Origin of the sequence: Amycolatopsis kentuckyensis, from assembly GCF_041679295.1 — a bacterium.
GTDB lineage: Bacteria > Actinomycetota > Actinomycetes > Mycobacteriales > Pseudonocardiaceae > Amycolatopsis > Amycolatopsis kentuckyensis_A.
In genome coordinates, this window is record NZ_JBGDMD010000002.1 from 670699 (window position 1) to 694717 (window position 24019).

At 70.2% G+C, this 24019-nt stretch carries 28 protein-coding genes; 22 read left to right on the forward strand and 6 right to left on the reverse strand.

Annotation, left to right across the window (positions count from 1 at the left end):
• Positions 1–37 precede the first annotated feature (37 nt).
• The 7 genes from atpA (at position 38) to aroA (ending at position 6633) form a co-directional block, all read left to right on the forward strand.
• Positions 38–1678 (forward strand): F0F1 ATP synthase subunit alpha, encoded by a 1641-nt coding sequence (gene atpA, locus ACERZO_RS09280; protein ID WP_372664121.1) that lies wholly within the window; start codon positions 38–40, stop codon positions 1676–1678.
• Between the two features lie 11 nt (positions 1679–1689).
• Positions 1690–2637, forward strand: a complete 948-nt coding sequence (locus ACERZO_RS09285) for a F0F1 ATP synthase subunit gamma (RefSeq protein ID WP_372664122.1) — start codon at positions 1690–1692, stop codon at positions 2635–2637.
• Positions 2637–4064 (forward strand): F0F1 ATP synthase subunit beta, encoded by a 1428-nt coding sequence (gene atpD / locus ACERZO_RS09290; RefSeq protein ID WP_364452811.1) that lies wholly within the window; start codon positions 2637–2639, stop codon positions 4062–4064. Before ACERZO_RS09285 ends, atpD begins: the two co-directional genes overlap by 1 nt.
• 114 nt (positions 4065–4178) lie before the next feature.
• A complete protein-coding gene (locus ACERZO_RS09295) occupies positions 4179–4544 on the forward strand; it encodes a F0F1 ATP synthase subunit epsilon (RefSeq protein WP_372664123.1) in 366 nt (121 codons plus the stop codon).
• 25 nt (positions 4545–4569) lie between these two features.
• Positions 4570–5004 carry a DUF2550 domain-containing protein gene (locus ACERZO_RS09300; protein WP_086672635.1) on the forward strand — a complete coding sequence of 145 codons (435 nt, stop codon included), beginning with the start codon at positions 4570–4572 and terminating at the stop codon, positions 5002–5004.
• Positions 5005–5063: 59 nt separating this feature from the next.
• The gene (locus ACERZO_RS09305; protein ID WP_372664124.1) at positions 5064–5384 is read left to right on the forward strand and encodes a putative quinol monooxygenase; all 321 of its coding nucleotides are present in this window, start codon (positions 5064–5066) and stop codon (positions 5382–5384) included.
• Positions 5385–5394: 10 nt separating this feature from the next.
• On the forward strand, positions 5395–6633 hold the full coding sequence (aroA, locus tag ACERZO_RS09310; protein WP_372664125.1) for a 3-phosphoshikimate 1-carboxyvinyltransferase: 1239 nt from the start codon (positions 5395–5397) through the stop codon (positions 6631–6633).
• On the opposite strand, the gene ACERZO_RS09315 is transcribed toward aroA, so the two are convergent.
• Positions 6630–7205, reverse strand: coding sequence for a cob(I)yrinic acid a,c-diamide adenosyltransferase (locus ACERZO_RS09315; RefSeq protein ID WP_372664126.1), 576 nt, complete (start codon positions 7203–7205; stop codon positions 6630–6632). The genes aroA and ACERZO_RS09315 overlap by 4 nt on opposite strands.
• 61 nt (positions 7206–7266) lie before the next feature.
• On the opposite strand from ACERZO_RS09315, the gene murA reads away from it, so the two are divergent.
• Positions 7267–8541, forward strand: coding sequence for a UDP-N-acetylglucosamine 1-carboxyvinyltransferase (murA, locus tag ACERZO_RS09320; protein WP_372664127.1), 1275 nt, complete (start codon positions 7267–7269; stop codon positions 8539–8541).
• 1 nt (position 8542) lies between these two features.
• On the opposite strand, the gene ACERZO_RS09325 is transcribed toward murA, so the two are convergent.
• The gene (locus tag ACERZO_RS09325; RefSeq protein ID WP_372664128.1) at positions 8543–9136 is read right to left on the reverse strand and encodes a TetR/AcrR family transcriptional regulator; all 594 of its coding nucleotides are present in this window, start codon (positions 9134–9136) and stop codon (positions 8543–8545) included.
• Between the two features lie 92 nt (positions 9137–9228).
• On the opposite strand from ACERZO_RS09325, the gene ACERZO_RS09330 reads away from it, so the two are divergent.
• The 3 genes from ACERZO_RS09330 to ACERZO_RS09340 are packed head-to-tail and all read left to right on the forward strand — an operon-like array spanning position 9229 to position 11658.
• The gene (locus ACERZO_RS09330; RefSeq protein WP_372664129.1) at positions 9229–9654 is read left to right on the forward strand and encodes a nuclear transport factor 2 family protein; all 426 of its coding nucleotides are present in this window, start codon (positions 9229–9231) and stop codon (positions 9652–9654) included.
• Positions 9647–10471, forward strand: a complete 825-nt coding sequence (locus ACERZO_RS09335; protein WP_372664130.1) for an NmrA family NAD(P)-binding protein — start codon at positions 9647–9649, stop codon at positions 10469–10471. Before ACERZO_RS09330 ends, ACERZO_RS09335 begins: the two co-directional genes overlap by 8 nt.
• Positions 10468–11658, forward strand: a complete 1191-nt coding sequence (locus ACERZO_RS09340) for an alpha/beta hydrolase family protein (RefSeq protein ID WP_372664131.1) — start codon at positions 10468–10470, stop codon at positions 11656–11658. Before ACERZO_RS09335 ends, ACERZO_RS09340 begins: the two co-directional genes overlap by 4 nt.
• On the opposite strand, the gene ACERZO_RS09345 is transcribed toward ACERZO_RS09340, so the two are convergent.
• Positions 11655–12278, reverse strand: a complete 624-nt coding sequence (locus ACERZO_RS09345; RefSeq protein ID WP_372664132.1) for a LysE family translocator — start codon at positions 12276–12278, stop codon at positions 11655–11657. The genes ACERZO_RS09340 and ACERZO_RS09345 overlap by 4 nt on opposite strands.
• Entirely contained in the window at positions 12278–12901 is a 624-nt protein-coding gene (locus tag ACERZO_RS09350) for a LysE family translocator (RefSeq protein WP_372664133.1), read from the reverse strand. Before ACERZO_RS09350 ends, ACERZO_RS09345 begins: the two co-directional genes overlap by 1 nt.
• A gap of 154 nt (positions 12902–13055) precedes the next feature.
• Here ACERZO_RS09350 and ACERZO_RS09355 point away from each other — a divergent pair, with 154 nt between their 5' ends.
• The 3 genes from ACERZO_RS09355 to ACERZO_RS09365 all read left to right on the forward strand — a co-directional run bounded on the left by ACERZO_RS09355 (position 13056) and on the right by ACERZO_RS09365 (position 16225).
• Entirely contained in the window at positions 13056–13577 is a 522-nt protein-coding gene (locus ACERZO_RS09355; protein WP_372664134.1) for a PH domain-containing protein, read from the forward strand.
• 56 nt (positions 13578–13633) lie between these two features.
• Complete coding sequence (locus ACERZO_RS09360; protein WP_372664135.1) at positions 13634–14125, forward strand: PH domain-containing protein; 492 nt, start codon at positions 13634–13636, stop codon at positions 14123–14125.
• Between the two features lie 84 nt (positions 14126–14209).
• On the forward strand, positions 14210–16225 hold the full coding sequence (locus ACERZO_RS09365) for a protein meaA (RefSeq protein WP_372664136.1): 2016 nt from the start codon (positions 14210–14212) through the stop codon (positions 16223–16225).
• Here the strand turns inward: ACERZO_RS09365 and ACERZO_RS09370 are convergent.
• Positions 16218–16760 carry a cysteine hydrolase family protein gene (locus tag ACERZO_RS09370; RefSeq protein WP_372664137.1) on the reverse strand — a complete coding sequence of 181 codons (543 nt, stop codon included), beginning with the start codon at positions 16758–16760 and terminating at the stop codon, positions 16218–16220. The two genes, ACERZO_RS09365 and ACERZO_RS09370, sit on opposite strands and share 8 nt — an antisense overlap.
• A gap of 71 nt (positions 16761–16831) precedes the next feature.
• On the opposite strand from ACERZO_RS09370, the gene ACERZO_RS09375 reads away from it, so the two are divergent.
• From ACERZO_RS09375 to ACERZO_RS09390, 4 genes are all read left to right on the forward strand, one after another.
• Complete coding sequence (locus ACERZO_RS09375) at positions 16832–17791, forward strand: GlxA family transcriptional regulator (protein ID WP_372664138.1); 960 nt, start codon at positions 16832–16834, stop codon at positions 17789–17791.
• A complete protein-coding gene (locus tag ACERZO_RS09380) occupies positions 17788–18561 on the forward strand; it encodes an enoyl-CoA hydratase-related protein (protein ID WP_372664139.1) in 774 nt (257 codons plus the stop codon). The genes ACERZO_RS09375 and ACERZO_RS09380 overlap by 4 nt, the downstream gene beginning before the upstream one ends.
• 65 nt (positions 18562–18626) lie before the next feature.
• Entirely contained in the window at positions 18627–19127 is a 501-nt protein-coding gene (locus ACERZO_RS09385; protein ID WP_372664140.1) for a TetR/AcrR family transcriptional regulator, read from the forward strand.
• The gene (locus tag ACERZO_RS09390) at positions 19124–19588 is read left to right on the forward strand and encodes a DUF2867 domain-containing protein (RefSeq protein ID WP_372664141.1); all 465 of its coding nucleotides are present in this window, start codon (positions 19124–19126) and stop codon (positions 19586–19588) included. Before ACERZO_RS09385 ends, ACERZO_RS09390 begins: the two co-directional genes overlap by 4 nt.
• Here ACERZO_RS09390 and ACERZO_RS09395 read toward each other — a convergent pair.
• Entirely contained in the window at positions 19560–20105 is a 546-nt protein-coding gene (locus tag ACERZO_RS09395) for an NUDIX domain-containing protein (protein WP_372664142.1), read from the reverse strand. The genes ACERZO_RS09390 and ACERZO_RS09395 overlap by 29 nt on opposite strands.
• Before the next feature lie 37 nt (positions 20106–20142).
• Here ACERZO_RS09395 and nucS point away from each other — a divergent pair, with 37 nt between their 5' ends.
• The 4 genes from nucS to ACERZO_RS09415 all read left to right on the forward strand — a co-directional run bounded on the left by nucS (position 20143) and on the right by ACERZO_RS09415 (position 24019).
• A complete protein-coding gene (nucS, locus tag ACERZO_RS09400) occupies positions 20143–20802 on the forward strand; it encodes an endonuclease NucS (protein ID WP_014467679.1) in 660 nt (219 codons plus the stop codon).
• Between the two features lies 1 nt (position 20803).
• Positions 20804–21010 carry a DUF1653 domain-containing protein gene (locus ACERZO_RS09405; RefSeq protein ID WP_372664143.1) on the forward strand — a complete coding sequence of 69 codons (207 nt, stop codon included), beginning with the start codon at positions 20804–20806 and terminating at the stop codon, positions 21008–21010.
• Positions 21011–21356: 346 nt separating this feature from the next.
• On the forward strand, positions 21357–22133 hold the full coding sequence (locus ACERZO_RS09410; protein ID WP_372664144.1) for a hypothetical protein: 777 nt from the start codon (positions 21357–21359) through the stop codon (positions 22131–22133).
• Positions 22134–22321: 188 nt separating this feature from the next.
• Positions 22322–24019, forward strand: a complete 1698-nt coding sequence (locus tag ACERZO_RS09415; RefSeq protein WP_372664145.1) for a sodium:solute symporter family protein — start codon at positions 22322–22324, stop codon at positions 24017–24019.

The window sequence follows — 24019 nt, forward strand, 5'->3', positions numbered from 1 at the left end:
TGCATACTGGCAAGAACGAAGCGAGAGCGGGAAAGACATGGCCGAGCTGACGATCTCCTCGGATGAGATCCGTAGCGCGATCGAGAACTACGTCTCGAGTTACGCCCCGGACGTGAGCCGGGAAGAAGTTGGCATCGTGGTGGACGCCGGTGACGGCATCGCCCACGTCGAGGGCCTGCCCTCGGCCATGGCCAACGAGCTGCTCGAGTTCCCCGGCGGCATCCTGGGCGTCGCCCTGAACCTGGACGCGCGCTCCATCGGTGCCGCGATCCTCGGTGACTTCGAGACCATCGAAGAAGGCCAGCAGGTCAAGCGCACCGGCCAGGTCCTGTCGGTGCCGGTCGGCGACGGCTACCTCGGCCGCGTCGTCAACCCGCTGGGCCAGGCGATCGACGGCCTCGGCGACATCGAGACCACCGAGCGCCGCGCGCTGGAGCTCAAGGCCGCTTCGGTGGTCGAGCGCCAGCCGGTGTCGGAGCCGCTGCAGACCGGCATCACCGCCATCGACGCGATGACCCCGATCGGCCGCGGCCAGCGCCAGCTGATCATCGGTGACCGCAAGACGGGCAAGACCGCCGTCGCCGTGGACACGATCATCAACCAGAAGGCCAACTGGGAGACCGGCGACCCGAAGAAGCAGGTTCGCTGCATCTACGTCGCGGTCGGCCAGAAGGGCTCCACGATCGCCGCCGTGAAGAAGTCCCTCGAGGACGCCGGCGCGCTGGAGTACACCACCATCGTCGCGGCCCCCGCGTCCGACTCGGCCGGCTTCAAGTGGATCGCGCCGTACACCGGCTCGGCCATCGGCCAGCACTGGATGTACGAGGGCAAGCACGTCCTCATCGTGTTCGACGACCTGACCAAGCAGGCCGACGCCTACCGCGCGATCTCGCTGCTGCTGCGCCGCCCGCCGGGCCGTGAGGCCTTCCCTGGCGACGTCTTCTACTTGCACTCCCGCCTGCTGGAGCGTTGCGCGAAGCTGTCGGACGAGCTGGGTGCCGGCTCGCTGACCGGGCTGCCGATCATCGAGACGAAGGCCAACGACGTGTCGGCCTACATCCCGACGAACGTCATCTCGATCACCGACGGCCAGTGCTTCTTCCAGTCGGACCTGTTCAACGCCGGCCAGCGCCCGGCCATCGACGTGGGTATCTCGGTCTCCCGCGTGGGTGGTGCCGCGCAGGTCAAGGCGATGAAGGACGTCGCGGGCTCGCTCCGGATCGACCTGTCCCAGTACCGCGAGCTGGAGGCCTTCGCGGCCTTCGCCTCCGACCTCGACGACGCCTCCAAGGCGCAGCTCGAGCGCGGTGCCCGGCTGTACGAGGTGCTCAAGCAGCCGCAGTACTCGCCGATCCCGGTCGAGGAGCAGGTCCTCACGGTGTACCTGGGCACGAACGGCCACTACGACTCGGTCCCGGTCGAGGACGTCCGCCGCTTCAACCACGAGTTCATCGACTCGGCCCGCCGCAAGCACGCCGACCTCATCAAGGGCATCCGCGAGTCGGGCAAGTTCCCGCAGGAGACCCGCGAGGCCGTCGTCGAAGCGGTGAACGAGTTCAAGAAGGAGTTCACCACCTCCGAGGGCAAGCCCCTGGTCGAGGCGGACGCCGACGCGATGGACGCCGACAAGGTCGGGCACGAGACCGTCAAGGTCAACAAGCCCGCCCCGAAGAAGTGAGCTGATAGCTCATGGCCGCACAACTCCGGGAACTCCGGTCGCGCATCAAGGCGACCAAGTCGATCGGCAAGATCACCAAGGCGATGGAGCTCATCGCCACCGCGCGCATCACCAAGGCGCGGGCGAAGGTCGCCGCTTCCCGGCCGTACGCGGACGAGATCACCAAGGTGCTCTCGGCGCTGGCCGGTGCGGCGGCCAACCTCGACCACCCCATGCTGGTCGAGCGCCCGAACCCGACGCGGGCCGCCGTCCTGGTCGTGACCAGTGACAAGGGCCAGTGCGGTGGCTACAACTCCAACGTGCTGCGCGCGACCGAAGAGCTGCTCGCCCTCCTGCGTTCGGAGGGCAAGGAGCCCGAGGTCTACGTCACCGGCAACAAGGGCCTGAACTACTACCGGTTCCGCGACCGCGAGGTCGTGAACAGCTGGACGGGCTTCTCCGACCAGCCCGCCTACGCCAACGCGGTCGCCGCCGGCGAGGCGCTGGTCGAGTCGTTCATGCTCGGTGCCGACGACGCGCACGGCAATGCCGACGGCATCACGGGTGTCGACGAGATCCACATCGTCTACACCGAGTTCGTGTCGATGCTGACCCAGCGGCCGGTCGCCAAGCGCGTCGCGCCGCTCGAGGTCGAGTACACCGACGGCGAGGAGGAGCAGCAGCCGAAGCAGGGCGAGCTGCTCCCCAGCTACGAGTTCGAGCCGAGTGCCGACACGCTGCTGGACGCCCTGCTGCCGAAGTACATCAACACGCGGCTCTACGCGGCGCTGCTCGAGTCGGCGGCGTCCGAGCTGGCCGCCCGCCGGACGGCGATGAAGGCTGCGTCGGACAACGCGAACGAGCTGGTGGGCAACCTGACGCGGGAGATGAACCAGGCCCGCCAGGCGCAGATCACCCAGGAGATCTCCGAAATCGTCGGTGGCGCGAACGCGCTCACCGCAGCAGGAAGTGATGATTGATGACCAGTACTGAAGCCCCGCGCGCCAAGGGGCGCATCGTCTCGGTGACCGGGCCGGTCGTCGACGTCGAGTTCCCGCGCGGTTCCGTGCCCGACCAGTTCAACGCGCTCAAGGTCGAAATCGAGTTCGAGCAGCTGCGCAAGACCGTCACCCTCGAGGTCGCCTCCCACCTGGGTGACAACCTCGTCCGCACCATCTCGCTCCAGCCGCAGGACGGCCTGGTCCGGGGCGCCGAGGTCACCGACACCGGCAAGCCGATCACCGTGCCGGTGGGCGACAAGGTCAAGGGTCACGTCTACAACGCGCTCGGCGAGTGCCTCGACGAGCCCGGCTACGGCGACGACCTCGAGCGCTGGGGCATCCACCGCAACCCGCCGTCCTTCGACCAGCTCGAGGGCAAGACGGAGATGCTGGAGACCGGCCTGAAGGTCGTCGACCTGCTCACCCCGTACGTCCAGGGTGGCAAGATCGGCCTGTTCGGCGGCGCCGGCGTCGGCAAGACGGTGCTCATCAAGGAGATGATCACCCGCGTCGCCCGCAACTTCGGTGGTACGTCGGTGTTCGCCGGGGTCGGCGAGCGCACCCGTGAGGGCAACGACCTCTTCCTGGAGATGTCCGAGGACGGCGTCATCAACGACACCGCCCTCGTGTTCGGCCAGATGGACGAGCCGCCGGGCACGCGTATGCGCGTCGCCCTGTCCGCGCTGACCATGGCGGAGTACTTCCGCGACGTCCAGAACCAGGACGTGCTGCTGTTCATCGACAACATCTTCCGGTTCACCCAGGCCGGCTCGGAGGTGTCGACCCTGCTGGGCCGCATGCCGTCGGCCGTGGGTTACCAGCCGACGCTGGCCGACGAGATGGGTCAGCTGCAGGAGCGGATCACCTCGACCCGGGGTCGCTCGATCACCTCGATGCAGGCGATCTACGTCCCCGCGGACGACTACACCGACCCGGCCCCGGCCGCGACGTTCGCCCACCTGGACGCCACCACCGAGCTCTCCCGGTCGGTGTTCCAGAAGGGCATCTTCCCGGCGGTGGACCCGCTGGCGTCGACGTCGACGATCCTCGACCCGGCCATCGTCGGTGAGGACCACTACCGGGTGGCTTCCGAGGTCATCCGGATCCTGCAGAAGTACAAGGAGCTGCAGGACATCATCGCGATCCTCGGTATGGACGAGCTGTCGGAAGAGGACAAGCTGACCGTTCAGCGCGCGCGCCGCATCGAGCGGTTCCTGTCGCAGAACATGCTGGTCGCCGAGGCGTTCACGCAGATCCCGGGCTCGACGGTGCCGCTGTCGGAGACGATCGAGTCGTTCGACCGCATCACCAAGGGTGACTTCGACCACTACCCGGAGCAGGCGTTCCTGGGTATCGGTGGCCTCGAAGACCTCGAGAAGAAGTACAAGGAAATCACCAAGAAGTGATCTCGTGAGCTCGGCGGGGGCTGTGTCCTATGTGGACTCGGGCCCCCGCCGTTCTCATAGCAGGAGACAGACCTATTACACTCGGTGGCAACACCCCGAGTTAAGGAGTGCTACGTGGCTGAGATGTCCGTGGAGCTGGTGGCCGTCGAGCGCCGTCTCTGGTCGGGTACCGCCACTTTCGTGGTGGCGCAGACCACCGAGGGCGAGATCGGCATCATGGCCGGTCACGAGCCCGTGCTCGGGCAGCTCGTCGAGGGTGGCGTGGTCAAGGTGACGACCACCGACGGCGAGACGGTCTGCGCGGCCGTGCACGGCGGATTCCTCTCCGTGACCGGCACCGGGGTGAGCATCCTCGCCGAGAGCGCCGAGCTCTCCGACGAAATCGACGTCGACGCGGCGAAGGCGGCATTGAGCGCCGACGACGAAACCGAGCGGGCGAGGGCCTCGGCCCAGCTCCGCGCGGCAGGCAAGTCGGTCTGAGCGCGAGACGGGCAGGAGCCGGGCCGTGAAGATCACCGTGGTGGTAGTCGGGCTCCTGATCGTGCTCGCCGTGCTGGCCGCCTGGTACGGCCAGCGGTGGATCCGGATGCGCCGCGGTGGGGGCGTGAGCGTCGCGCTGCGGTGGCGTCCGGACGCCGCGCGGTCCAGCTGGCACCTGGGGCTGGGCCGCTACGAGGGCGACGAGTTCGTCTGGTACCGGGTGTGGAGCCTGCGCACCGGCCCCGACCGCGTCTTCCAGCGCGAAAGCATGCAGATCGCCGACCGGCGCGACCCGTCCGGGACCGAGGCCTACGCCGTTCCCGAGGGCTCGACCGTGCTGCGCTGCGAGTCCGAGACCCAGGAGGCGATCGAGATCGCCATGGGGCCGGGCGCGCTGACCGGGTTCCTCTCCTGGCTCGAATCCGCCCCGCCCGGGCGGCGTCTCCCGCGCGCCTCCTGACCCTGGCTGTCTCAAACTGGGACAGCCGGAACCCCGCTCCAGGCCTTAGGGTTGGGGCCATGATCTTCATCGTGGTCAAGTTCCCGGTCAAGCCCGAACACGCCGAAGAGTGGCCGGAAATCGTCGCCGACTACACCCGGAACACCCGCGCCGAAGACGGCAACCGGTTCTTCGAGTGGTCCCGCAGCCTCGAGGACAAGAACACCTACGTGCTGGTCGAAGGCTTCGACGGCCAGGACGCGGCCGTCGCGCACGTCGGGTCCGACCACTTCAAGTGGGCGGTCGCGAACCTGGGTGCCTACATCAGCGACAACCCGCAGATCATCAACGTCCAGGACGCCTCCGACTGGGGCCCGATGGCGGAGATCCAGCCCCACTAAACTGGGGTTCGTGACCCTCGTCGAGATCCCCGGTTCCAAGTCCGTCACCGCCCGCGGCCTGTTCCTGGCCGCCGCCGCGCACGGCACCACGACCCTCGGCCGCCCGCTGCACTCGGACGACACCGAGGGCTTCGCCGAGGGCCTGGTCAAGCTCGGCTACCGCGTCGACCGGCAGCCGGGCGCGTGGACCATCGAGGGCCGCCCGGCCGGCCCGGGCGTCGCCGAGGCGGACGTCTTCTGCCGCGACGGCGCCACGACGGCCCGGTTCCTGCCCGCGCTGGCCGCGGCCGGCACCGGCACGTTCCACTTCGACGCGTCCGACCAGATGCGCCGGCGTCCGCTCGGCCCGCTGACCGACGCGCTGCGCGAGCTGGGCGTCGACCTGACGTTCCACGGCGAGCCGGGGCACCACCCGGTGACGGTCCGCGCGAACGGCGTCAAGGGCGGTGACCTGACCCTCGACGCGGGGCTGTCGTCGCAGTTCCTGACGGCGTTGCTGCTGCTCGGGCCGCTGACCGCGGAGGGGCTGCGGATCACGGTGACCGACCTGGTGTCGGTGCCGTACGTCGAGATCACCCTCGAGATGATGCGCCGCTTCGGCGTCGACGTCCGTCGCGAGGGCCAGACGTTCGTCGTGCCGCCGCAGCCGTACCAGGCGTGCGAGTACCCGGTGGAGCCGGACGCGTCGACGGCCAGCTACTTCCTCGCCGCGGCGGCCGTCACGGGCCGCACGGTGACCATCCCGGGCCTCGGCTCGTCGGCCCTGCAGGGTGACGTGAAGTTCGCCGACGTGCTGCGTGAGATGGGCGCGCACGTGGACCTCGCCGAAGACTCGGTGACGGTCGCCGGCCCGTCCGACGGCCTGCGCGGCGTCACGGTGAACATGCGCGACATCTCCGACACCGTCCCGACGCTGGCGGCGATCGCGCCCTTCGCGTCCGGGCCGGTGCGCATCGAGGACGTCTACAACACGCGCATCAAGGAGTGCGACCGGCTCGACGCGTGCGAGGAGAACCTGCGCGCGCTGGGCATCGAGGTCGAGACGGGCCGCGACTGGATCGAAATCCAGCCCGGCACGCCCACGGGCGCGCTGGTCAAGTGCCGCCGCGACCACCGGATCGCGATGGCGTTCAGCATCACGGGCCTGCGCACGCCGGGCATCACGCTGGACGACCCGGAGTGCGTGAAGAAGACGTTCCCCGGCTTCCACCAGGCGCTGGGGTCGCTGCGGGAGAGCTGGGGGATCTAGGAGGGCTGCCCGCCCGGCTGCCAGAGCACGTCACCCTCGGGGTTGGCCAGCCGGGCGAGGATGAACAGCAGGTCCGACAGCCGGTTCAGGTACTTGAGCGCCACCGGGTTCGTCGTCTCCGGCTCCGCTTCGTACAGCTCCCACGCCGACCGCTCCGCGCGCCGGGACACCGTCCGCGCCTGGTGCAGGAACGCCGCGCCCGGCGTGCCGCCCGGCAGGATGAACGACGTCAGCTTCGGCAGCCGCTCGTTGAACTCGTCGCACCAGCCTTCGAGGCGTTCGACGTACTTCTCGGTGATCCGCAGCGGCGGGTACGGCGGGTCGTCGGAAATCGGCAGGCACAGGTCGGCGCCGACGTCGAAGAGATCGTTCTGCACCGTACGCAGCACGTCCGTGATTTCGCCGGGCAGCTGCCCGACCGCGATCGCCAGGCCCAGCACCGAGTTCGTCTCGTCGGTGTCCGCGTACGCGCCCAGCCGCGGGGACGTCTTCGGCACGCGGGACCCGTCGCCGAGCGCGGTCGTGCCGTTGTCGCCGACCTTCGTGTAGACGCGGTTGATGCGAACGACCATGAACCCACCATAGCGGCCCCCGCCCGGGCCGAATCCGGGCGAGAGGGCATGATTGGCGGCCATGAGCGAGCACTTCGACGTGCATGGCGGAGCCCGGCTGGTCGGCGAGGTCGACGTGGTCGGCGCCAAGAACAGCGTGCTGAAGCTGATGGCCGCCGCCCTCCTCGCGGAGGGGACCACGACCATCACGAACTGCCCGCAGATCCTGGACGTCCCGCTGATGGGCGACGTGCTGCGGAGCGTCGGCTGCGAGGTCGTCATCGAGGGCGACACCGCCACCATCACGACGCCGGCCGAGCTGTCGCACCGCGCGGACTCGGCCGCGATGGGCAAGCTGCGCGCGTCCGTCTGCGTGCTGGGGCCGCTGGTCGGGCGGCTGAAGCAGGCTGTCGTGGCGCTGCCGGGCGGCGACGCGATCGGCTCGCGCCCGCTGGACATGCACCAGAACGGCCTGCGCAAGCTGGGCGCGACGAGCACGATCGAGCACGGCTGCGTCGTCGCGAAGGCCGAGACGCTGGTCGGCGCGCAGATCTGGCTGGACTTCCCGAGCGTCGGCGCGACCGAGAACATCCTGATGGCGGCCGTGCTGGCCGAGGGCACCACGGTCATCGACAACTGCGCGCGCGAGCCCGAGATCGTCGACATCTGCACGATGCTGACCGAGATGGGCGCGAAGATCGAAGGCGCCGGGACGTCGACGCTGACCGTGCACGGCGTGGAGCAGCTGCACCCCACGACGCACAGCGTGATCGGCGACCGGATCGTCGGCGCGACCTGGGCGTTCGCCGCCTCGATGACCCGCGGCGACATCACGGTCCGCGGCGTCAACCCGCACCACCTCGACCTGGTGCTGAACAAGCTGCAGCTGGCCGGCGCCGAGGTGGAGACCTACGACGACAAGGGCTTCCGCGTGGTCCAGCCCGAGCGCCCGAAGGCGGTCGACTGGGTGACGCTGCCGTACCCCGGCTTCGCGACCGACCTGCAGCCGTTCGCGGTGGCGCTGTCGGCGGTGTCCGAAGGCACGTCGATGATCACGGAGAACGTCTACGAGGCGCGGTTCCGGTTCATCGAGGAGATGGTCAGGTTGTCGGGCGACGCGCGGACCGACGGCCACCACGCGGTGGTGCGGGGGGTCGAGACGCTGTCGAGCGCGCCGGTCTGGGCGTCCGACATCCGCGCGGGCGCCGGCCTGGTGCTGGCCGGCCTGTGCGCGGACGGCGTCACCGAGGTCTGGGACGTCTTCCACATCGACCGCGGCTACCCGCACTTCGTGGAGAACCTGAACCGCCTCGGCGCGAACATCAAGCGCGTCAGTGGCGAGCCGGACCGGGCGTGAGTCACGCGCCCTGCGCGCCCAGTGCGCGCAGGGCGAATTCGGTCAGCCGGTCCAGGTAGTCGGGTTCCGCCGGTGCCTGCCGGACCACCAGCCGCCAGTAGATCGGTGCGGCCAGGACGTCCATCGCCATTTCCAGGTCGAGGTCCGCGGGCAGCTCGCCGCGCGTGATGGCCCGGCGCAGCATCACCTCGGCGACCTCGCGCCGCGGCCCGCCGATGTTCTCGCGGGTGGCGCGGCCGCGGTCCGGGTTCCGCGCGTCCTCCGCGACCAGGTCCGGCAGGATCCGCGAAAACAGCGGGTGGGTCAGCCAGTCGAGCACCGCCTGCAGCGTCGCGCGCAGGTCGCCGCGCAGTGAGCCGGTGTCTTCGAGCACCGCGCGCGACACGCTGAACTCCGTGACCACCGCGGCGATCATCTCGTCCTTCGACTTCCAGCGCCGGTAGAGCGCGCTCTTGCCGACGCCGGCGCGTTTCGCGACGGCCTCCATCGACAGCCGCCCGTAGCCCTGCTCGGCCAGCTCGTGCAGGACCGCGTCGGTGATCGCCTGCGTGACCTCGGGCTGGAGGACCGCCGCGCCGGTGGGGGTGCGTGCCATGGGGGCAGTCTAGCGGGTGGACGAGACGGTACCGTCCCGGCTAACCTTGCGTCGGGACGGTACCGTCTCGTCCAACCGCACAAGGAGTGTTCATGCGACCAAGCGACCTCGTCGAGCAGGCGCTGGACCTGCTGCTGAAGCACGACATGGCCGGGTTCGCCGACCTCTGGGCGCCGGACGGCGTCCTGGAGTTCCCGTTCGCCGGCCCCGGTTACCCGCCGCGCGTCGACGGCCGCGACGCGATCCGCGAGTACCTGCGCGACTACCCGAACCTGCTCGACGTCCGCGCGGTCGTCGCGAAGACCGTGCACGAGACGACCGACCCGGCCGTGATCGTCGCCGAGTTCACGGTCGCCGGGGTCGTGGTGGCTACCGGGAAGCCGTACGAGCTGTCGTACATCGCCGTGCTCACCGTCGAGGACGGCGAAATCCGGCACTACCGCGACTACTGGAGCCCGCTGGCCGCGGCCGAGGTCCTCGGCGGCGCCGACGAGCTGACGGCGGCCTTCGGTGGGTGACGTCCTCGTCCTCGTCCTCGGCGGCACCGGCACCACCGGCCGCCGGGTCGTCGCGGGCCTGCGGGCCGCCGGGTTCGCCGCGCGGGCCGCCACGCGCAAGCCGGGCGAGCCCGGTCAGGTCCGGTTCGACTGGACCGACCGCTCGACCCACGCCGCCGCACTGCGCGACGTCTCCGCGGTGTACCTGCTCGCGCCGATCGGTGAAGCCGCGCCGGCCGGTCTCGTCGAGCCGTTCCTGGACGACGCACTCGCGGCCGGCGTCCGCCGGGTCGTGCTGCTCAGCTCGTCGGCCGTCACGGCGGACACGCCCGGGCTCGGCGATCTCCAGCGGCTGGTGCGCGCGTTCCCGGAGTGGGCCGTGCTGCGGCCGTCCTGGTTCATGCAGAACTTCACCGGCGAGCACCTGGTGGCTCAAGGCGTGCGGGACGGCGAGATCGTCACGGCCACCGGTGACGCGCGGGTCGCGTTCGTCGACGCCGGTGACATCGCGGCGGTCGCCGTCCGCGCCCTGACCGACCGCGAACCGCACAACACCGAACACGTCCTCACCGGTCCCGGTGCGGTGAGCTACGCCGAAGCCGCGTCGATCATCACCGCGCACACCGGACGCCCGGTGCGCCACCGCGCGGTGAGCACCACCGAATTCGCGGCGCGCGTGACCGCGTCCGGGATCCCGGCGGAGTTCGCCGCGGTGCTCGCCGCGCTCGACGAGGACATCCGCCGCGGCGCCGAAGACCGCGTCACCACGGCCGTCGAAGAGGTCACCGGCCGGCCCGCCCGCTCGTTCGAAACCTTTGTGGAGGAAGAGATCCGATGAAGCAGATCCTGTTCGAAGAAGACCCGCAGTTCTGGTTCGAGACGCTGCGCCTGTTCGGCCACACGACCTACGGCGGCTCGGACTTCGGCGAGGTGCTCGCCGCCGCGTCGACCGTGACGGCCGGCGACTACGACAGCTGGCACGACGCTTACCGCGCCCTGGCCGACCGGCTGTACGCCGAAGCGGCCGAGGCCGGCCCGGTCACCGCGCGCGACCTGCTGCTGCGCGCGTCGACGTACTACTTCTCGGCGGAGTTCTTCCTGCACGGTGACCCGGCGGACCCGCGCATCGCGTCGGCGTACGACCGCAGCGTCGAGTGCTTCCGGCGGGCGGGTGTCGCGGAGCCGGTCGAAATCCCTTACGAGGGAACGGTTCTGCAGGGGTACTTCTACCGCGCGCCGGGCGAAGGGCCCAAGCCGTTGCTGCTGATCCACAGCGGGTTCGACGGCAGCGCCGAGGAATGCCACTTCATGGGCGCGGCGGCGGGTGCTTCGCGTGGTTACCACGTCCTGACGTTCGACGGTCCGGGCCAGCCGAGCGCGATCCGGCGCGACAAGCTCGTGTTCCGCCCGGACTGGGAGCACGTCGTGACGCCGGTGGTGGACTTCGCGCTGGGGCTCGACGGGGTCGACCCGGCGCGGATCGCGTTGCTGGGCATCAGCTTGGGCGGCGTGCTGGCGCCGCGCGCGGCGGCGTTCGAGCACCGCCTGGCGGCGGTGGTCGCGGTCGACGGGGTGTACGACGCGGGTTCCGCGGTGACGCAGATGCTGCCGTGGCCGCGCGAGGAGATCGTCCGCCGGGCGCGCGCCGCGGAGGACGCGGAGTTCGACGCGATCCTCGCCGTCGGCCGCGAAGCCAGTCCGACGCTGCGCTGGGCGTGCGACCACGGCCGGTACGTGCTGGGCGCGGCGACGGACCGCGAGTTCGTCGCGAAGTACCTCGAGTACACGCTCGAAGGCGGCATCGCGGAGCAGATCGAGTGCCCGACGCTGGTGTGCGAAGCGGCGGACGACTTGTTCTTCGGCGGCGAGACGGAGACCGAGCCGCGACGGCTGTACGCGCACCTGAAGGCGCCGAAGACGCTGATGACGTTCACGGCGGAGGAGGGCGCGGACGCGCACTGCCACGTCGGCGCCCAGCGGCTCGCGGCCGGCCGGATCTACGACTGGCTGGACCGGACGCTCTAGCCTTCGAAGGCGAGGGCAGCACCGAAGCCGACGAGAGCCGCGCCCGTCGCGCCGTCCATGGCGCGGCGGACGCGGCGGCGCCGCAGCCACCCGCGTACCCGGTGCACGAACAACAGCAGCAACACCTGCCACACCACGCCGAGCGCCGCGACCGTGTACGCCAGCAGCAGCGAGTCGGTGAAGGTCGACGCCGGGGTGAGGAACTGCGGCAGCACCGACAGGTACAGCACGATCACCTTCGGGTTGGTGATGTTCGACAGGAACCCCTCACGGAACCGCCGTCCCGGCGTCGCGCGCGCTCGCCGTACGTCGTCCAGCGCTTCGTAGTTTCCGCGCCACGCGCCGCGCAGGGCCTGGATCCCGAGGAACACCAGGTAGGCCGCGCCGAGCCACTTCACCGTCTCGAACAGCGGCTGGTACCTCGTGAGCACCGCGCCCAGCCCGAGCGCGGCCGCCGTGCCCTGCAGGAAGTTCGCCACGCTGATGCCCGCGCACGCCCAGCCGCCGCCGCGAGCGCCGCCGGTCAGGGCGTTCTTCAGGACCACCATCGTGTCCGGACCCGGCATCATCGCCAGGAACGCCATCATCCCGGCGAACGCCAGGTAGGTGCTCAAGGTCATCAAGACTCCAGGGCGAGGGCGGCCCCGAACCCGAGCAGCGCGGTGCCGGTCACGCCGTCCAGCGTACGACGGACCCGGCGCCGGCCCAGCCACTCGCGCACGCGGTGCACGAACAGCAGCAGCACCAGCAGCCACAGCCCGCCGAGCACCGCGACCGTGTAGGCCAGCACGAGCGAGTCGCCGACCGTCGAGGACGGCGTCAGGAACTGCGGCAGCACGGACAGGTACAGCACCAGTACCTTCGGGTTCGTGACGTTGGAGAGGAACCCTTCGCGGAACCGCCGGAATCCGCCACCGCGGCGGCGTTGCGCCTCGCCGACGACGTCGTAGCTGCCGCGGAACGCGCCGCGCAGCGCCTGGAACCCGAGGAAGACGAGGTAGGCCGCACCGGCCCACTTGAGCGCGAGGAACACCGGCTGCGACCGCGCGATCAGCACGCCCAGCCCGAGCGCGGCGGCGCTGCCCTGGACGGCGTTGCCGGCGAAGATGCCCAGCGAGGCGAGCAGCCCGCCGCGGAACCCGCCGGACAGCGCGTTCTTCAGCATCACCATCGTGTCGGGACCGGGCGCCAGCACGATCAGGACGACGATGACCAGGTAACTCCCGTAAGCACTCCACGTCACGGCTGCCCACGCTAATCGAGGAGCATCGGCCGGGTCTCGCGGATTTCCGTCACACCGCTCGGACCCGGGGTACGGGAGGGCACAGAGGGTGCACGAACACGTGCGGCGCGCGCGGGACTCGGCGTGCGGAGCGTCCACAGAGTAGTGTTCGGCCATGTCAGCAGGGGAAATCGATCTTCTACCCGGTGAGCGCGTGCTCTGGGCGGGAGAGCCGGTCCAGCGCCCGCTCTACGTCGCCGCGGACGGGGTGATCGCCCCTGCCGGACTCATCCTCGCCGTCGCCGCCCTCTGGTTCCTGCTCGTGAAGCAGCCCAGCGGCGGCGCGATGGCCGGCGCCGTCGTCGTGCTGGTGCTCGGGCTCTACGGTGCCGTCGGCCGGCAAGCCGTCCGGTACCTCGCGCTCGGCCGCACGACCTACGCCGTGACGGACAGCCGGATCATCGCTCGCTCGGGTCTGTTCCGCCAGAAGGAACGCTCGAGCGAGCTCGCCGGCCTGTCGGCGCCGGTGCTGAAGCCCGGCCGGTCGAGCACCGGCACGATCGGCTTCGGCGAGCCCGGCTCGGTGACGCTGATGGGCGTCGGCGAGCCCAAGCGCGTCCGCGACCTGCTCACCAAGGCCATCGACGAGGCCAAGGCCCGCCAAGCCCCGCCCGAAGCGGACAATTCGGCGGCCTGAAGGCAACCGGCGCGGCCCTCCGGAGCGTCAGCCCGGCAACGAGCACTGGGGGAACGATGGACTTGCCGGGGAACGTCCTGCAGCCGGGTGAGCGGCTGCTCTGGTCCGGGCGGCCGCAGCGGTTCGCGCTCGAGGCTCCGGACTGGCTCCGCGTGGCCTTGGGGCTGCTCTGGCTCGCCCTGGCCTTCGGCGTTCCGTGGCTCGGCGGCGCGGGAATCTCGATCGTCCCGCTGGTCGTCGGCCCGCTCGGGCTCCTGGTCGCCTGGGGCGGCGTGGCCGTGCGCCTGCGTACCCGGCGCCGCTCCGCATACGCGGTGACCGACCGCCGGATCGTCGTGGCCGACCGCCGGTCGGGCGCGGTCATCGCCTCGGAGCGCCTGAGCCGGCTGCCCGCGCCGAGCGCCAAGGTGGGCCGCGACGGCCTCGGTGACGTCACCTTCGGCACGGGCGGACCGAAGGCGCCCAACCCCGCTTCGCCCCGGCTGCTCGGGGTGCCCGACGCCGAACGGGTCCGCGACCTGATCGCGGCGGCCCAGACCGCGGCCTGAGTCACCCGGACGTGTTCCATTGCACTGCCACCTTAAGTTACCGGTCGGTACACTCGACGAAACGTCCACCGCCGGAGGTGCCCTGTGCCGTACCCAACGGACCGCGAGCGAGACCGACCGTGGGTGATGCGGACCTACGCGGGCCACTCCTCCGCGGCCGCGTCGAACGAGCTCTACCGGCGGAACCTCGCGAAGGGGCAGACCGGCCTCTCGGTGGCCTTCGACCTCCCGACGCAGACCGGCTACGACCCGGACCACCAGCTCTCGCGCGGTGAGGTCGGCAAGGTCGGCGTACCGGTGTCGCACATCGGCGACATGCGCCGGCTCTTCGACGGCATCCCGCTCGCCGAGGCCAACACGTCGATGACCATCAACGCGCCGGCCATGTGGCTGCTCGCGCTGTACGTCTCCGTGGCGCGCGAGCAGGCCGAGGCCGAGGGGCGCGACGTCGACGAAGTCCTCGCGAAGCTCACCGGCACCACGCAGAACGACATCATCAAGGAGTACCTGTCCCGCGGGACCTACATCTTCCCGCCGGGGCCGAGCCTGCGGCTGATCACCGACATGATCGCGTGGACCGTGCACCACGTGCCGAAGTGGAACCCGATCAACATCTGCAGCTACCACCTGCAGGAAGCCGGCGCGACGCCGACGCAGGAGGTCGCCTACGCGCTGTGCACCGCGATCGCCGTGCTCGACGCCGTCCGCGACTCCGGGCAGGTCGACGAAGCCGACATGGCGAAGGTCGTCGCGCGGATCTCGTTCTTCGTCAACGCCGGCGTCCGGTTCGTCGAGGAGATGTCCAAGATGCGCGCGTTCACCGCGCTCTGGGACGAGCTCACGCGGGATCGTTACGGCGTAACGGATCCGAAGGCGCGCCGCCTGCGCTACGGCGTCCAGGTCAACTCGCTCGGGCTCACCGAAGCCCAGCCGGAGAACAACGTCCAGCGGATCGTGCTGGAGATGCTCGCGGTGTCGCTGTCGCGCGGCGCGCGTGCCCGCGCGATCCAGCTGCCCGCCTGGAACGAGGCCCTCGGCCTGCCGCGGCCGTGGGACCAGCAGTGGGCGCTGCGGATGCAGCAGGTGCTCGCGTTCGAGACGGACCTGCTGGAGTACGAGGACATCTTCGACGGCTCGCACGTCATCCAGGCCAAGGTCGACGAGATCATGACCGGTGCGCGCGAGGAGATCGCCCGCGTGCAGGACCTCGGTGGCGCGGTCGCCGCGGTCGAGAGCGGCTACATGAAGTCGCAGCTCGTCGCGTCGCTGGCCGAGTACCGCCGCGGGATGGAGAACGGCGAGCGGATCCTGGTCGGCGTCAACAAGTTCGAGACGACCGAGCCGTCGCCGCTGCAGGCCGAGGGCGCGAAGGCGATCGAGACGATCGACCCGGCCGTCGAAAAGGCGGCCGTCACGGCGATCGAGGAGTGGCGCACCCACCGCGACAACGACGCCGTCGAACGGTCGCTGGCCGCGCTCAAGGAACGCGCGCGGACCACGGAAAACCTCTTCGAGGCCACTGTGGACTGTGCGCGGGCCGGCGTGACGACCGGCGAGTGGTCCGGCGCGCTGCGCGAGGTGTTCGGCGAATACCGCGCGCCCACCGGGGTTTCCGCGGCCGCCGCGGGTGGTGGCGACCCGGGCGTCGAGCGGGTGCGCGAACGCGTCCGCGCCACCGAAGCGGAACTCGGCGAGCGGCTGCGCATCCTGGTCGGCAAGCCGGGGCTCGACGGCCACTCCAACGGCGCCGAGCAGGTCGCCGTGCGGGCTCGTGACGTCGGTTTCGAGGTCGTCTATCAGGGCATTCGGCTGACGCCCGAGCAGATCGTCGCGGCCGCCGTGCAGGAGGGCGTGCACGTCGTCGGGCTGTCCGTGCTGTCCGGGTCGCACCTGGAGGTCGTCCCGAACGTCGTCGACGGCCTGCGTGCCGCGGGCGCCGGTGACGTACCGGTGATCGTCGGCGGGATCATTCCGCCGGACGACGCCGCGCTCCTGACCGAACGCGGCATCGCCCGGGTGTTCACGCCCAAGGACTACGAGCTGACCGAGATCATGGACGGCATCGTCTCGCTGGTCCGGGAGCGCAACGGGCTCAGCTGAGCCCGGCCAGGATGTCCTTTGTGGACTTCACGGTGGCGAACTGGTTCGCCAGGTTCGCCGCCGTGACGCGGTACAGCTCGTCCGCGGTCACCTCCGGGAGGTCGAACGTGAACGTGGCGTCGAGGGCGAAAGTCACGTCGTAGCCGAGGTTCCCGCCCATCCGCGCGGTGGTTTCGCAGCAGAAGTTCGTCTGGATCCCCGCCAGGACGAAGCTCGTGATGCCGCGCTTGCGCAGCCACGCGTCGAGGTCGACGTCGCCGATGAAGGCCGAGTTGACCTTCTTGCCGAACACGAGGTCCGGCCGCGCGCCGTCGAGTTCGGGCTTGAAGTCGTTGCCCGGCTGGCCGGGCCGCAGCGGCGAGTCCGGCTTCACGGAGTCGTGGTGCACGAGCACGACGGGCAGCCGCCGCTCCTGCCACGCGTCGAGCAGTGCCTTCATGTTCGCCTCGGCGCCGGGGTTGTTGCGCGGTCCCCAGAAGTCCGCCTCGTCGAACCCGCGCTGGACGTCGATCAGGATGAGTGCCGTTTCGGTCATGACGTCGAGTTTCGCGGGCTTTTCGCGCTCAGGGGAGTGGCAGAAGACGCGCGATGCGGTACTTTCCTGCCATGCGCACCATCGGCGTTCTGCTGCTGCCGGGCACCCGGATGTTCGACCTCGCGGTGATCGGCGAGGTCTGGGGCCAGGACCGCACCGACAGCGGGATCGGCCCGTTCACCGTGCGGCTGTGCAGCCCGGGCCGGGCGCGCACGGCCGTGTCGCCGTTCGGGGACGTCGCGGCGACGCACGGGCTCGCCGGGCTGGCCGGCTGCGACCTCGTGCTGGCCCCGGGCCGCGACGACCCGCTCGCGCCGGTGCCGGCTTCGGCCGCCGCCGCGCTGCGCCGGGCGCACCGGGACGGCCGGACCGTCGCGGGGCTGTGCTCCGGCGCGTTCACGCTGGCCGCCGCCGGTCTGCTCGACGGCCGCCCGGCCACCACGCACTGGCGCGACCTCGACGCGTTGGCCCGCTTCGCACCGCGGGCGGACCTCCAGCGAGACGTGCTCTACACCGACGACGGCGGTGTCCTGACGTCCGCGGGGGTCGTCGGCGGCCTCGACCTGTGCCTGTACCTGGTCCGGCGCGACCACGGCGCGGAGGTCGCCGCTCGGCTCGCCCGGCGCTTGGTGATGCCGCCGGCCCGCGAGGGCGGGCAGCGGCAGTACGTCGACAGCCCGGTGCCGTCCGCCACGCAGCCGGGCCTCTCGTCCACAATGGACTGGGCGCTCGCGCGGCTCGGTTCCGGGATCGGTGTGGACGATTTGGTCGGGCACGCGCGGATGAGCGAGCGGACGTTCCACCGCGAGTTCGCGGCCGCCACCGGCGTCACGCCGGGGCGCTGGCTTCGCGTGCAACGCGTCCGGCTCGCACAACAGCTCCTGGAGACGACGTCGCTGCCGGTCGACCGCGTGGCGGAGCGGTCCGGGCTGGGTACCGCGGCGAACCTGCGCCGCCGGATGCGCGCCGAAGTCGGCGTCGGTCCGGACAGCTATCGGCGCACGTTCCGAAGAGTTACGGTCGGGGCATGACCGAGTACGAACACATCCTGGTCAAGCGCGACGGCGACACGGTCACGATCACGATGAACCGGGCGGCGCGCCGCAATTCGCTGTCGGCGGACCACTTGGCCGAGCTGCTCGCCGCGTTCCACGAAGCGGGGACCTCCGACGCGACGGGCATCGTGCTGGCCGGCGCGGGTCCGGTGTTCTCCGCCGGCCACGACTTCGGCGACGTCGCCGCGCGCGACCTGATGGGCGTGCGCGAGCTGCTCACGCTGTGCACGGACCTGATGAAGACCATGGAGTCGGTGCCGCAGGTCGTCATCGCGCGGGTGCACGGCCTGGCCACGGCGGCGGGCTGCCAGCTCGTGGCGTCGTGCGACCTCGCGATCGCCGCCGAGTCCGCGGGCTTCGCGCTGCCCGGCGGCAAGGGCGGCTGGTTCTGCCACACCCCGGCGGTGCCGGTGGCGCGCTCGATCGGCCGCAAGCGCCTGATGGAGCTGGCGCTGACCGGCGACGTCATCGACGCGCCGACCGCGCTCGAGTGGGGCCTGGTCAACCGGGTCGTGCCCGACGAGCAGCTCGACGACGCCGTCGCGGAGCTGCTGGCCCGGGCGACGCGCGGCAGCCGCGCGAGCAAGACGATGGGCAAGGTGACCCTGTACGCCCAGCTCGACCGGCCCGAGGCCGACGCCTACGCGATCGCGCTGGAGGTCATGGCCGCGGCGTCGCAGCTGCCCGGCGCCCGCGAAGGCATGGCCGCGTTCCTGGAGAAGCGCAAGCCCTCCTGGCCCGACTGAGCCCGCCCGCTTCCGGGCGGACTTTCGTCGTGGCCGCCAGCCGTACCATACGGTATGGTACGGCCATGGCGGGCAAACGGGACTGGCTGGACGCGGGGCTGGTGCTGCTGGCGGAGCACGGCGCGCCGTCGGTCACCATCGAGCGGCTGACCGAGCGGCTCGGCCTGTCGAAGGGCTCCTTCTACCACCACTTCAAGGGCATGAGCGGCTTCCGCACGGCCCTGCTGGCGCACTTCGAGGCCGAGCGCACGACGCGGTTCGTGGAGCAGGCCGACGCGGCGGGTGAAGACCGGCTGGGCGCGCTGCTGAAGCTCGTGCTCGCGCCCGGACCCGGGCCGGAGCTGGAGATCGCCGTCCGGGCGTGGGCCCTGCAGGACGCCGAAGCGAGGGCGGTCCAGGAGCGCGTCGACCGGACCCGCGTCGCCTACCTGACCGAGGTCAGCGGCGACCCGGAGCTCGCGCGGGCGCTGTACCTGATCGTCGTCGGCGCCGGGCAGGTCGTGCCGCCGCTGTCCGGCCGGCAGCTGAAGAACGCGTTGGAACTCGTACTGGGGAGACGGAAATGACCGAACCTTTCGCCGACGGCGCGGACTACGTCGAGTTCAAGGAGATCGAGAGCGAGAACAGCCTGCGCGAATTCGTCGCGGGCGTGTTCGGCTGGTCGCCGGCCTGGGTGAAGGCCCTCTTCGGCGTCCGGTACCTGCTCGCGAAGGCGCTGCGGCTGGACACGGCGGCCGTGCCGCGCTCGGGCCGCCTCCGGCCCGAAGACGTCGGGTTCGCGCCCGGCGACCGGGTCGCGTTCTTCACGGTCCGGGCCGGCGATCCGGAGCGCTACCTCGTCGCGGGTGTCGACGACAGCCACCTGACCGGGTACCTGACGGTCGAAGCGGTGCCCCGCGGCTTCCGGCTCGGCACGCTCGTGCACTTCCACAACCGCGTCGGCCCGGCCTACTTCGCGCTCATCAAGCCGTTCCATCACCTGGTGATCCGCGGGATGCTCAAGGCCGGTGCCGCTCGAAGAGCATGAGCTGCGCCCACGCGGCGATCGACTGCGCGTCGGTGATCTCGCCGGCCAGGATCATCTTCTCGAGGTCCGCCCGGGAGAACCACGCGCTGCGCATGTCCTGCTCCTCGAGCTCGCGTTCGGGCTCGCCTTCGGTGATGTCGGTGGCGAGGAACACCCAGCCGCGCTGGCTGCTCATGCCGGCGGCGACGTCGAGCTTGCCGAGCGGCGTCATCGAGCCGGCGCGCAGGCCCGTCTCCTCGCGCAGCTCACGCGCGGCGAGCTCGGCGGGCGGCACGTCGGCGAGGTCGGGCGCGGTGCCCTGCGGGAACTCCCAGCGCCGTTCGCCCAGCGGGTAGCGGAACTGCTCGACCAGCCGGAACCGGTCGCCGTCCTGCGCGATGACGAGGGCGTAGTCCGGCTTGTCGATCACGCCGTAGATGCCGGCCGAGCCGTCGGGGCGGCGGATGTCGTCCTCGCGCACGGTCATCCAGTTGTTCCGGTAAACCTCGCGGGACGCGACACGCTGAATGGGGTCCACGCGCCCAGTATCACCGACCCTGTCCTACCCTCCTCGGGTGCGTCTCGTGATCGCGCGGTGCCAGGTCGACTACGCCGGCCGGCTCACCGCCCACCTGCCGATGGCCACCCGCCTGCTGCTCGTGAAGTCCGACGGCTCGGTGTCGGTCCACTCCGACGACCGTGCGTACAAGCCGTTGAACTGGATGAGCCCGCCCTGCTGGCTGATCGAGGACGGCAAGCTCTGGATCGTCGAGAACAAGCAGGGCGAAAAGCTGGTGATCTCGATCGAAGAGGTCTTCCACGACTATTCGCAGGCGCTGGGAGCGGAGCCGGGCCTGCAGAAGGACGGCGTGGAGGCCCACCTGCAGGAGCTGCTGGCCGAGCACATCAAGACCCTGGGCGACGGCTACACGCTGGTCCGCCGCGAGTTCCCGACGGCGATCGGCCCGGTCGACATCATGGCCCGCGACGCGGACGGCAAGTCGGTGGCGGTGGAGATCAAGCGCCGAGGCGAGATCGACGGCGTCGAGCAGCTGACGCGGTACCTGGAGCTGCTGAACCGCGACCCGCTGCTGGCGCCGGTCCAGGGGGTGTTCGCGGCCCAGATCATCAAGCCGCAGGCCCGGACGCTGGCGGAGGACCGCGGGATCCGGTGTCTGACGCTGGATTACGACGAGCTGCGCGGCATCGAGTCCGACGAGTTCCGGCTGTTCTGAGGTGGAGCCGGGCCGGTACGTCCACTACAAGGGCGGCCAGTACGAGGTCATCGGGGTGGCGCGCCACAGCGAGACCGAGGAGCGGTTGGTGGTGTACCGGGCGCTTTACGGTTCGCGGGGGTTGTGGGTGCGTCCGGAGGCGATGTTCGCGGAGGCCGTCGAGACGGCTTCGGGGCCGGTGCCGCGGTTCCGTCGGGTGGCGGACTGAGGGCCGCCTGAAACACCGATACCGAATCGATGCCTGATTCCGGTATCTCGATTCCCACGTGATTACTCCGCAAGGAAATCGTTGACCCGATAGGCCGCCGAGGAGTTACCCGTCCCTTTCTGACCTGGCTTTATGCGCTGTTCGGGTGAGTTCGGGATCCTTTTCCGCGTCCGGGTGGCACACTATATTCCGAGGGGTTCCGCCGGTGCGTCCGGCGTGGCCGGAGGGTGGTGCGCTCGGCCGTCTTTCTTTGTCGTGCCTATGGTTCAGTCCGCCTTCGAGCTCGGTGTGCGCCACTTCTTCCGGCCGGTGTGCGCGCTTTTTCGCCCGCACGGAGGAGGAAGTCATGCGTTATCGCCCACTCGGTTCCGATCCGGCCGACCCGCGGCTGGGCCGGTTCATTCCGGACGACTGGCGGCACGTCGAACGGTATCCGCTCACCGCGCTCTCCGAGGACGACCGGCCCAGTCAGGCGCCCGTCGTCATCGGGGTCAACTGGTACTCCGCCTTCGACACCCCGGTGCAGGACGAGACCTCCGGTGAGTTCTTCATCGCCAAGGCCGGCGTCAAGAAGCTCGGCCGGATCCGCGGTGGGCACTGCGTCTGCCTCGAACCGGGCGGCACGCCGGACACCGATGCCTGGTACGCGTTCTACGACCAGGGCAAGGAAGGCGCCTGCGTCGGGTTCGGCTGGTCGCGGTGCATGTCGCTCTTCAACGGCAGCGAGTACGCCGCCCGCTGGCTCTGGGACTCGGCCAAGAAGCGCGACGAATGGCCCGAAACCAACCCCGGCGACGACAACGGCACGTCGGTGCGGGCCGCCGCCGAGGTGCTCAAGGAAGCCGGGCACGTCCTCTGGGACGACTCCTACCGCAGCGACGACTGGGAGGCGCGCGAGAAGTACGCGCCCGAGGTCAAGCAGGGCATCAAGGCCTTCCGCTGGGCCAAGTCGGTCGACGACGTGCACTCCGTGCTCGCCAACCCGCGGGCCGACGAGCTCGGCGCCGTGCCGCTGCTCAACTCGTGGGGGCCGGGCTACCCGCACCGCACCTACCTGCCCGACGAAGTGCTCGCCAAGCTGATCGACGAAGAGGGCGAGATCGGGGTCCCGACCGACCGGTGATCCACCACCGCTCCCGCGGCACCCGAAAGAGGGCGCGTTTCCCCAGGTCGCAGCCGGGGCGACGCGCCCTCTGACCATTTTGGACACGTCAGCGTGCCGACCCTGAATCCATGCAGTACTGTCCGGATCCGACAGGACAGTGGTGATTCCTGTGGGTTGTTGTCCAGTTGGGAAATGAGGTGGGTCGGGTGCTCGTCCTAGCCGATGCGAACCTGCGACTCGACGCGAGCGCGATCGACTACATCGAGTTGGCGTTCTACTTCGCCCTCGTGCTCGGCATCGGGTACCTGGCGCGCCGGCAGGTGTCGAGCAGTCTCGACTTCTTCCTGTCCGGCCGGTCGCTGCCCGCCTGGGTCACCGGCCTGGCGTTCATCTCGGCGAACCTCGGCGCGGTCGAGGTCATGGGCATGTCGGCCAACGGCGCCCAGTACGGCCTGCCGACCGTCCACTACTTCTGGATCGGCGCGATCCCGGCGATGCTGTTCCTCGGCATCGTGATGATGCCGTTCTACTACGGCTCGAAGGTCCGCAGCGTCCCCGAGTTCATGCGCCGCCGCTTCGGCAAGCCGGCGCACCTGCTCAACGGCATCAGCTTCGCCGCGGCCCAGATCCTGATCGCGGGCGCGAACCTGTTCCTGCTGGCCAGCGTGGTGAACCTGCTGCTCGGCTGGCCGCTGTGGGTGTCGATCATCGTCGCTGCCGCGATCGTGCTCTCCTACACCGCGCTCGGCGGCCTCTCCGCGGCGATCTACAACGAGGTGCTGCAGTTCTTCGTGATCGTCATCGCGCTGGTGCCGCTGACGATCATCGGCCTGGTCAAGGTCGGCGGCTGGCAGGGCCTGGTCGACAAGGTGACCAACAGCCCGGGCGGCACCGCGCAGCTGCACTCGTGGCCCGGTGACAACCTGACCGGCTTCGGCAACAACATCCTCTCGATCCTCGGCATCGTGTTCGGTCTGGGCTTCGTGCTGTCCTTCGGCTACTGGACGACGAACTTCGTCGAGGTCCAGCGCGCGATGGCGTCGAAGAGCATGTCGGCGGCGCGCCGGACGCCGATCATCGGCGCCTTCCCGAAGATGCTGGTGCCGTTCATCGTGATCATCCCCGGCATGATCGCCGCGGTCAGCGTGTCCGAGTACGTCAAGGACAAGCAGGTGCTGCTCGACGGCGGCAAGGCCGAGAGCGGCGTCACGTTCAACAACGCGCTCCTGCTGCTGATGCGCGACCTGTTGCCGAACGGCATGCTCGGCATCGCGATCGCCGGCCTGCTGGCCTCGTTCATGGCCGGCATGGCGGCCAACCTGAGCTCGTTCAACACGGTCTTCACGTACGACATCTGGCAGACCTACATCAAGAAGGACCGGCCGGACGGCTACTACCTGCGCCTCGGCCGCGTGGTGACGTCGGTCGGCACGATCCTCGCCATCGGCACCGCGTTCATCGCGTCGAACTCCGGGAACATCCTCAACTACCTGCAGGACCTGTTCTCGTTCTTCAACGCGCCGCTGTTCGCGACCTTCATCCTCGGCATGTTCTGGAAGCGGATGACCCCGCACGCCGGCTGGAGCGGCCTGCTCCTCGGCACCGCGTCGGCGATCACCGTCTGGGGCCTCGCGCAGAGCGGGGTGATCGGCCTCGAAGGCCAGGGCACCAGCTTCGTGGCCGCCGGGACCGCGTTCGTCGTCGACATCGTGGTCAGCGTCGTCGTGTCGCTGGCGACCAAACCGAAGCCGGACGAGGAACTGGTCGGGCTGGTCTACTCGCTCACCCCGCGCGACTCGCTCAAGCACGACGACACCGGCGAGAATGCGGGCTGGTACCGCAAGCCGGGCCTGCTCGCGGGCATCGTGCTCGTCGTGACCATCGCCCTCAACGTGATCTTCTGA